At 34.1% G+C, this 9,828-nt stretch carries 5 protein-coding genes; all 5 read right to left on the minus strand.

Going from position 1 to position 9,828, the window contains the following annotated elements; genetic code table 11:
• Nucleotides 1-11: 11 nt before the first annotated feature.
• A complete protein-coding gene (locus Q7P22_RS03890) occupies nt 12-1,379 on the minus strand; it encodes a 2-isopropylmalate synthase (protein WP_303860879.1) in 1,368 nt (455 codons plus the stop codon).
• Nucleotides 1,380-1,849: 470 nt separating this feature from the next.
• Nucleotides 1,850-2,851 carry a tryptophan--tRNA ligase gene (gene trpS / locus Q7P22_RS03895; RefSeq protein WP_303860881.1) on the minus strand — a complete coding sequence of 334 codons (1,002 nt, stop codon included), beginning with the start codon at nt 2,849-2,851 and terminating at the stop codon, nt 1,850-1,852.
• Between the two features lie 143 nt (nt 2,852-2,994).
• A complete protein-coding gene (gene murI / locus Q7P22_RS03900; RefSeq protein ID WP_303860884.1) occupies nt 2,995-3,795 on the minus strand; it encodes a glutamate racemase in 801 nt (266 codons plus the stop codon).
• 372 nt (nt 3,796-4,167) lie between these two features.
• Nucleotides 4,168-4,866, minus strand: a complete 699-nt coding sequence (locus Q7P22_RS03905; RefSeq protein ID WP_303860888.1) for an N-acetylmuramoyl-L-alanine amidase — start codon at nt 4,864-4,866, stop codon at nt 4,168-4,170.
• 708 nt (nt 4,867-5,574) lie between these two features.
• Nucleotides 5,575-9,828, minus strand: a 4,254-nt coding sequence (locus Q7P22_RS03910) for an Eco57I restriction-modification methylase domain-containing protein (RefSeq protein WP_303860890.1), incomplete at its 5' end; no start/stop codon positions are given.

Consider the following 9,828-nt stretch of genomic DNA (forward strand, 5'->3'; position numbering starts at 1 on the left):
CTCCACCTTTCTTAATTTACTTCATCTAATTGATCCATCTCTAAATTGTCCAACTCTACTGAAAAGTATCTGTTAGTCAAATTTACTAGCTCCTTGCTCGTAATATCAGTATTCCTTCCACATTCATATTCATTGTCTATCCAATTTTTAATGGATTGGACCCTTAAATCCCTTTTGTTAATCTTATTATGACTTTCTAAATTGTAATAAGAGTTAATCCAAGCAGTAATACCAGCAAGACCTGAACTTTGATTAACTTTTATGACTACTGGTCTATTAAGGATTTTTTTCGTGTCAAAGGAATTGTAAATCGGCTCATACTTAAGTATACCATCGGCGTGAATGCCAGCTTTGGTCATATTAAATTCAGAGCCTACAAATGGTCTTTTGGCATCTATAGTATAGTCAAACTCTCTCGAAAAATACTCACAAACTTCTCGTATAAGCTCTAATCGAATTCCTCTTTGTCCTTTTAATTGGGCGTATTCAACAAGCATAGCCTCAAGAGGGCTATTTCCTGTTCTCTCCCCAATGCCTAGTAATGTTGTATTTATAGAGGCTGCGCCATATAACCAGGCGCTTGTAGAATTGGACACAACATTGCAATAATCGTTATGACCATGCCATTCCAGAGCTTTAGAGGGAACTTGGCATTCTTCATGTAAACCGCTAATGATGGCTGGAATACTTCTAGGCAACTCTACTCCCCCGTATGGAAGGCCTAGTCCTAGGGTATCACATGCTCTAAATTTTACCTGTATATTTGCTTCTTTTCCTAGTTCGTTTATGTTTTTTACTAAAGGAACTACAAAGCCATAAAAATCTGCCCGAGTAATATCCTCTAAATGACATCTTGGCGTAATACCTGCGTCCAAAGCTTTCTTAGCCACAGTTATATACTTTTCCATAGCTTCTCTTCGATTTAGTCCTAGCTTTTTAAAGATGTGGTAATCTGAGCAAGACATCAACATACCAGTCTCTTTGATTTCCATCTTTTTTACCAGTTCAAAATCTTTTTCATCTGCCCTAATCCATGATGTAATCTCTGGAAACTCATATCCTCTTTCTTGGCACTTTCTAACAGTTTCTCGATCTCGAGCAGAGTATAAAAAGAACTCTGATTGTCGAATAATGCCCATATTGTTGTCTATTTCATGCAGGTAATCATAAAGCTTTAGAATCTGTCTTACTGTAAAAGAAGACATGGATTGCTGACCATCTCGAAAGGTAGTATCTGTAATCCAAATCTTTTCTGGTAAATTCAAGGGAATCAGTTTATTGTTCATAACAATCTTTGGAATTTCTTCGTATGGAAAGTATTCGTTATATAAATTGGCTTCTGTTACATCTATAGGTTGGTACTTATACTCTTTGCTCATATATCCGCCTCCTGTTTGCAAGTTTATTTATTAATGGTTCATTTATGTCTGAATATATATTCATAAGATTATGAACTATATTCCTTATTCGCATGCATAATCAGGATTTTAGAGCAATTTATTTTCTTTCAAATCCCAATTTAGTATTCTGTATAATTATTATATCACAAAATAACATAGATTTACTCAGCCACTCTTGCGGTCTCATTGATGGCACTTTCTCATAGAAATCACAGCTTTCTCTTGTGCAAGTACAGAAAGTTTTATGATTTCTGCGAGTCAATCTGTTAATTCGCATATTATATCATTATTATTCAGCATATTCAATCAGGTGAAAGTTATTTATTGAAACTTTCATTTAACTCTTGTTAATTTCTACTATATATATAATAAAGTATATTTACTCGCTATACCAATCCTAGCTCTCTTAGCAAAATAATCCCACAAAACACCTACATGCTAGGGAGGATCTAAAAGCTGACAAAGCCTACTTTTTTCTTTACTTTATTTAGCGTCTTATTAGAAACTCTTCTAGCGACTTCTGTGCTCTCCTTTAGGATTTCTTCCATATATCCTTTTTCATTTAATAATTTTGTATATTCTCTTTGAATGGGTTCTAAGAAATCTGCTACGGATTCACCTACTGCAAGTTTAAAGTCTCCATAACCCTTTCCTTGAAATTCTCTTTCAATTTCTTCATAGGATTTATTTGTGGCTACGCTATAGATTTCCATTAAATTAGAAATACCTCGCTTGTTCTCTTCATCGTATCGAACTTCTGCATCTGAATCAGTTACAGCTCTTTTAAACTTTTTAATAATCGTATCTTTTGGATCTGTCATAGAGACAAAAGCATTGATATTTCCATCTGATTTTGACATCTTCTTCTCTGGCTCTTGCAAACTCATTACCCTAGCACCTGCTTTGGGAATATAAGGTTCTGGAATTGTAAATGTAGGTGAAAAAGTATTATTAAATCGCTGAGCAATATCCCTTGTAAGTTCGAGATGTTGCTTTTGGTCTTGTCCAACAGGTACTAGGTCAGCTTGATATAAGAGAATATCTGCAGCCATAAGCACCGGATAATCGTATAAACCAACACGTATATTCTCACCTTGCTTTCTAGACTTATCCTTAAATTGAGTCATACGGCCTAACTCACCCATATAAGAGAAGCAATTTAAAATCCAAGCCAATTCTGCATGACCTGACACATGAGACTGATAATAAATTGTAGCCTTTTTAGGATCTAGACCGCAGGCTAATAACATTGCCAATGCATTTTTGCTATTTTGTCGCAAGTCCTTTGGCACTTGTTGAACGGTAATTGCATGCAAGTCTACTACACAGTAATAGCAATTGTATTCATCCTGTAATTCAACCCAATTCTTTAAAGCGCCAAAATAATTACCAATAGTGAATACACCAGAAGGCTGTATCCCACTAAATAAAATCTTCTTTTGTTCTTCCATTCTTTTCTCCTTTTCATGATTTAAGGTGCTTAGGTGGGTAGCAGCTAGGGTCTAAAGTGTTCGCCTATATAAGCGTTATTTTTTCCCCTTTCCGCTTCCACCTTTCGCTTTTATACTTTTAAATTCTCAAATGTGCGAAGGCATCAGTCTTCCTCTAACAATCTTACTTTCTCTAGTGAATATCCGCTGATTTCTAATCTATCTAAGGTCCCTTTAAACTCTTCTATGCCACTTGTCGTGTATATTTGGACAGTGTGATCTTGACATTGGCGCAAAAGGTTCTTTTCCTCTAAATAAGTTTGGAGTTTTTTCACTTGTTTGCTTGCAGGATTAATGAGCACTAGATTAGGGTAAAGTTCTTGGATTTCTTTTTGAATAATGGGAAAATGACTACAACCTAATATAAGTTCTTTTATATTCCCCTTCTCTAGAATAGGGTCTATGCATTCTTTAATGTGAATATCTAGTAAATCTCTTCGCTCCAAGTGATCGTTTATAATTTTAGGAAGCTTTCGACTGTCATTGGATAAAATTGTTTTACTTGAGTCCATTTTCTCTAGTGTTCTTTCATATACACTGCTCTTTACCGTAGCAACTGTAGCAATTAAACCAATCTTACTATTTCCAGTAGCATCTAAAGCCGCTTCACAACCTGCTTCAATTATGCCAAATAAGGGCACATTGCTCTTTAGTTTGTGTATCTGAGAGGAGACCGTGTTACAGGCAAGAAGGATACCTTTTACGCCTATAATTTCTAAAAATTCAATAATCTTATTTGCTAAATATACAATTTCTTCTTCTGTCTTATTTCCGTAGGGCATTCTCTTAGAGTCACCAAAATAGATGACATTCTCGCAAGGCAATAAGCGGATCAACTCCTTAGCAACAGTTAATCCGCCTACTCCAGAATCCATGACCCCAATAGGTAAATCCTTATTACCCAAATAGATCAACTCTTTCTGTTTTAGAATCTTTTTTATTATATCATAAACATTTACTAGTCACTAGTTATTCTCTGACAAAAGACATAGGGTGGCAGATAGTCAACTTATGCGAGGTGATCAGGTGGTAAGCAAATGCATAGCAAGAGTCGTATACTCGCACTGTTCGCTGTTCAATGTTCGCTGTTCAATGTTCAGTTTTCATTGTTCACTGAAGATTTTATATAACTATGGTACCTTATGTATTAGTCATACTGATAAGATCCTTCGTCACTTGACTCCCCCGGATGACTAGAATAGCTTAATAGAGACGGTTTTATGGTTTTTGCACCCAACAACATAGAGAGTTCCGCCTTCAGCTTTCGGCAAAGGGTGTCATTCTTCGTAAAAATACCGCATAATTCCCTTTACTATTGCCCAGGCAATACTTTCTTGGTAGTTTTTGTCGTTTAACTTCTGTTCTTCTTGAACATTTGAGAGAAATCCACATTCGATTACTAAAGATGGCATATGGTTTTTTAGAATAAAATACGAGCTATTAGGTTTTGCTACTCTTCTACTTTCTTTCCAAGACACTTGGAGTAATTCTTCTTGTATGCATTTGCCTAATTTTTCACTCTGTTCATCCCCTTCATGATAAAAGGTTTGAGGACCATAAACATTCGTGTCAGGGAAACTATTCATATGGATGCTGATCATAATATCAGGTTTGCTTTCTTGAATGATCTTTCTTCTCTGAAGCATATCTTGGCTTTTAATCCATGAAGGATTGGGGACATTTTCCACATAAAGACCTTCATTATCCTCTCTTGTCATAATTACCTTCGCACCTGATATCTCTAATACTTCTTTTAATTTCATGGAAATATCAAAATTAATAAACTTTTCATCAACACCATACAGGCCTACTTTCCCAGGATCAATCCCGCCATGACCTGGATCTATAACGATAGTCTTTCTGTTTAATGGGTATTCTAAACTAGCTGGCAAATAAGTTCCTAGGTAATATGAGATGGATAACATCACGATAGTTATCCCAATTATTGCTAGTATAATATTTTTATTTCTTCTCAATATCCTCACCTCTTAACTAATTTATGCAGCTATAGGTAGCGTTTAGTACAAAATATACGGAAGAATGTAGTCAGCAAATATGCGACTTGCATCCCAGTGAATAATGAACATGGAACAATAAATAATGAACAATTTAGAAGATTAATGCAAATTCGCATAATTGTATTGCTCATTGTTCAATATTCATTTTTCATCGTTCATTGAAGGTCTTTTATAACTATAGTGCCTAATATATAGCATACTACATATTAGTTCATCTAGTGATGTCCTTCGCTACGCTCCAGGATGGCAAAACAGTAGTCAGGGTCAACCATGTGCTTGTGGCACTCAAAAGCCTCTGAGAGAGTTTAAACGAACTACCCGCTCATCCTGGAGGTGCTTGCAACGAAGGATCTTACATTATCTCGCCTTAAGGCGAGTTTTCTTTTTCTGAACACCTGACCACCTTTCAACTAAAAAAATACAGTAGCATCTGGAAACTCGCTTCCACGATGTACTGTATTTTTGCGCAACCAATATTAACGTTTTGAGAAATATACAGATAAATTCTAAGTATGCCTAATCCATCTGAATCCTTTTATAACAACGTTTTGGGAACTGTTATATGGATAAAAATGTATGAAAAAGGATTGAGATTGACATTACTTGAACCAATTTGCACCACAATTACAGATGCTAGTTGAATACAACTTTAATATAAAGTTATTTCTATTTCATTGGTTTTATATTTTCTTCAATATAACTAATTTCTTCTTGTGATAATCCATATTTATTGTATAATTGCTGATCAATTTCTGCAATTGAGTTATCCCAATTAATTTCAGATTCAGGCGAAAAATCTTGCATAGGAATGAAGCGGTAGGTTTTTGATGTGGCATCTTGACTACCTTTAGCTAAACTATGAAGAAACCTTGAAAACTTAGTCTGTAAGTATTTACCTAAAGCTTCCGCTTCGTTTTTATCATAATCATTATCTGCTCCAATTACCATATATGATTCTGTACAGATTGTTCCTGGCTCCCCAATTCGGATATTAAAATTATCATCAGACAATTCTGTTCCAATATTATTAGCACGTGGTGTGAAAATTTTCCACTTGTCTATCCAATCTGGTCGAATTTCAACAATATCTCGTTCTATATATCCCTTTTTCCAACCACGAGCATAACAAATAACATGGTTTATTAATGAATCTGGAGTACTATTAAATCTTTCATCATCTATAAAATAGCCTCTGAAACCAAATGGTCTTAATGGTGAAACTATTTCAGAAATTGTATTTGTATTTTCATAATCATTAGCATATATTTTTTCTAAGACTTTTATGCCGATATTATCCCTTAATAAAATATCAATTCCTTCAATTGCTAGAGGGCGAATTACATCACTAATCTTTTTACCATCTTTATAAGATGCAAATCTAACAGATTTGTCAGTAAAGTTTTTGTCCCATAGAAAGTAATTGACTCCACCTCTAATATTTGTATTAGGGAAAATATATTCAGGAGTTAACCAGTCATGAATTTCTTTTAAATGAAGGTCATTCAGCATTTCATCTCTAAAAGAATCTAGACCTTTCCCTCCTACAAACCATCGGCTAGGTGTAATATAACTAATATATTCAGGATTCAGACTCTTAGCCGCTTGAACAAAATGATGATAAACTGGTCGTGCGCTTGCTTGTGCACCGCCATCTTCTTCCTGATACGGTGGATTTCCTATGACTACATCAAATTTCACATTTTTACCTCCATATAATTCTGTTAATTTCTCTGCTAAAGAGTCTTTTTCAGCATATATAGTTAAATCACATTCAACTAAATTATCTGCTGAAATATTATCAAAATTTGAATATATATATTCTTTCGCGATATTGTAGATGATATTAGTTGGCGCTACTCCATAGACTTGGTTTTCTAAAATATGTTTCAATCGTTCACCTTCATTAGGTATTTCATTTTTCAAGCCTTTAAATAACCGTTTGGTAATTTCAGTTAGAAAAATCCCACTTTTTGCGTATAAATCTATAAACGTTTTATTAGAGTCCTTGAAAATGTCTGGGTTTTCTCGCTCTAGCGTATCAACCATAATTTTCACCACTGATTTTGGTGTAAAGATTTGATTCGTTTTCTGTGGAGGAATGTAATCGAATATATCCTCATTCAGGTCATCATCAAAATAGTTTGCTAAACGCTTTTTAGTATCTAAAAATTCTTGAATACTAGCATTAAACACAACTTCATTGAATAATCCTGGAATGACTTTTGTTTCCCCGTTATCATCTGTATACTCAAATCCATCACGAAGCTTTTTAAATTCAGTTAAAGTTATACTCGTTATATCTTCAAACGTATCTGCATCAATATTCTCTTCAAAGTTTTCTAATTTTGTATTATCATCCCCGTATGCCATTAGGAAAGCAGGAATTGTACGTGCAAATCCTCGTAAATGATCTCGAACATCATCTTCTGTTGTTTTCTTTTTCTTTTCTTCTACTTTTTCTATTTGTTCTTCGACAACAGTGTTGATTGTGTTTTCTACTTCTTTATTAATTTCATCGGCGAAAGACTCTTCAATCTTTTGTTTTTCTTCTTCATATTGCCGAGTTACTACTTTTAATTCAGTTTCATCTTTTCTCTTCTCTGCTTCTTGCTTTTTCTTTTCATATTCTTCCTCTATCTCTTTAACTTGATTGCTTAGTGTCAAACTTTTCTCAGTTATAATATCCTCAATAGAATTATTTACTGAATCCTTCAACTTATCAGTCTGCCCTTTGTTTAGCTTGAAGGAGTCTTTTAAATTATTAAAGCCATCTGAAAATGAAGCTGTTATATCTTTCGCTAGTTTTCTAATGGATTCTTTTTGTTTTTCCTCAGCTTCTTCGAAGGATGATACAACTTCATCAACCACTTCAATTGATGAATAAATTTTTTCTCCAAAAAGTTCTTTTGACTTACCTAACACTACTTCTTTTGGTATTTCTACTTCTCCATCCTCATTTAAATTCGGATCAGTAATAGACACCTCTCGGGGTTTCTCTAATCTTTTATTTTTCTCAGGCGGTATTTTATCTAGAATTTCTTTGAATGGTGAGTCACCTGAAAAAATATCTGATATATTAGCGAATAATAAATTACTCATAAAGCCTCTTTTTACAACTTCTCGTGACGTAATTCGAGTAGGTATCGTCAAGACTTCAGATGCATCAACTTCATGCATTGTGCCATCTTCGTCTTCAGCAATTACTGGAAAGAAATTTAATAACTTCTTTATTTTACGTTTTCTTTCTTCGCTTGTTTTAGAACTGCCACTAGACAAGTTGTTAGCAAACTCATCATAAAGTCTTAATGTTCGATCTGGTGAAAAGTCAAAGATATACGCATTTTCTTTTCTAAAAAGTTTACCGTCTTTTTCATATTCATAAGGGTTTTGTGACCTAAATGCAGCTTGAAAGTATAAACTAGGTGATTCAATATTATTTAACATTAATACAGCCGTCCACTCAGGTATTGTCACACCAGTTGTTAACTGTCCCACAGAAAGTGTTATTGTTTTATCATATCTTTTAATAGCATTTCTAACTTTGTCATAGCTTTTTGTATTTTCTTTTAAATCAAGTGCTTCAGATTCTATGCCGTCATGTAAGCTAACGCCATCTCCTGCTGCAAGTACTACTTTATAATCTTTGAATACTGGATGAGAGTTTAATAATTTTTCAAGTGCTTTGGCAGCATTCACTCGTGGTAACAGCCAAAATGTATGATTTAGTTCATTACGATATTGATTTTCAGAAAACGGAAACTTCCCTGAAGTTAGATTATCTAAAAAGCGAATAACACTTTCTTCATATTCAAATCGTCCATTTTCTTTCACTCTAAAGAATTCATTTAAATCAAATGCATAATCAACGTTTTTTTCTTCCTCTATTGTTAACCCTGCCGATACTTCATCTTCTATCATTTTACTCATTTGATACGTAAACAAATTTAAAGTAGGTAGGCTTTCGTAAGGATTGCTGCCAACCGTTGAATCCCAGTTTTCTTTAGCTTCTTGTTCATCGACATAAGACCAATTAAATATTTGTTCTTCAGAAAAATCACCTTTAGCTAAGGCTTTAAACGGAGTACCTGATAAATGCAAGGTAAAGTCTCTTTTTAATTGGCTAAATGCTATATCTGTTTTTTTCGTATCAATACCTTCATGAGCTTCATCAATTACTAGTAAGTCCCAATTTAAGCCAGGTACCCACTCTAACTTTTTATAATTACCACCAGCAAATTCTGCTCCCTTTAAATCTTGTAAGGACATAAAGAATATTTGTGTAGGATTAGGATGAGATGTTGTATCAAGAAAATCACGATATTGCTCTCTAGTCATCGCTTTACCATTTAATGCATTTGTTTCCGATACGAACTTCATTTGTGGCTCTTGCCAGGCAATAAATTTTTGGAAATCATCAAACCATGAGTTTGCAATTGCTGGTCTATTTGTTACAATTAAAACATTCTTTGCATTAAGGTTTCTAATAAAGTCATATGTTGTTAATGTTTTCCCAAAACGTGGTTTTGCATTCCATAAAAATTCTCTTGGCTCCTGCTTACTTAGATAATACTCATACGTTTTTTCTACCGCTTGTTGCTGTTCATTTCTTAATACATAATCCGAACGGTTATCATCAATTTGTATTTCATCATAATCACGGTTAATAAATTTATTCGTTAACTCTTCAGCCTTTTCCAGCGTTCCATTAAAATAGAACCACTCATCAGCACGACTATTAAAATCCTTTTTCTCTATTCCATTTAAAATAAGAAATCTATGTAAATCTTTATCACGGAACCATTCTCCATCAGATTTTCGAGCTACTTTCTCAAATAAAATTTTAGGATTTAATCCAGCTGTTCCTACCTGTTCAAAAATTCTAGTAACAGCGTCACGTGTCGTATCACCTATCTTCACATA

This window comes from Alkalibaculum bacchi, from assembly GCF_937875145.1.
Taxonomy (GTDB): domain Bacteria; phylum Bacillota; class Clostridia; order Eubacteriales; family Alkalibacteraceae; genus Alkalibaculum; species Alkalibaculum bacchi_A.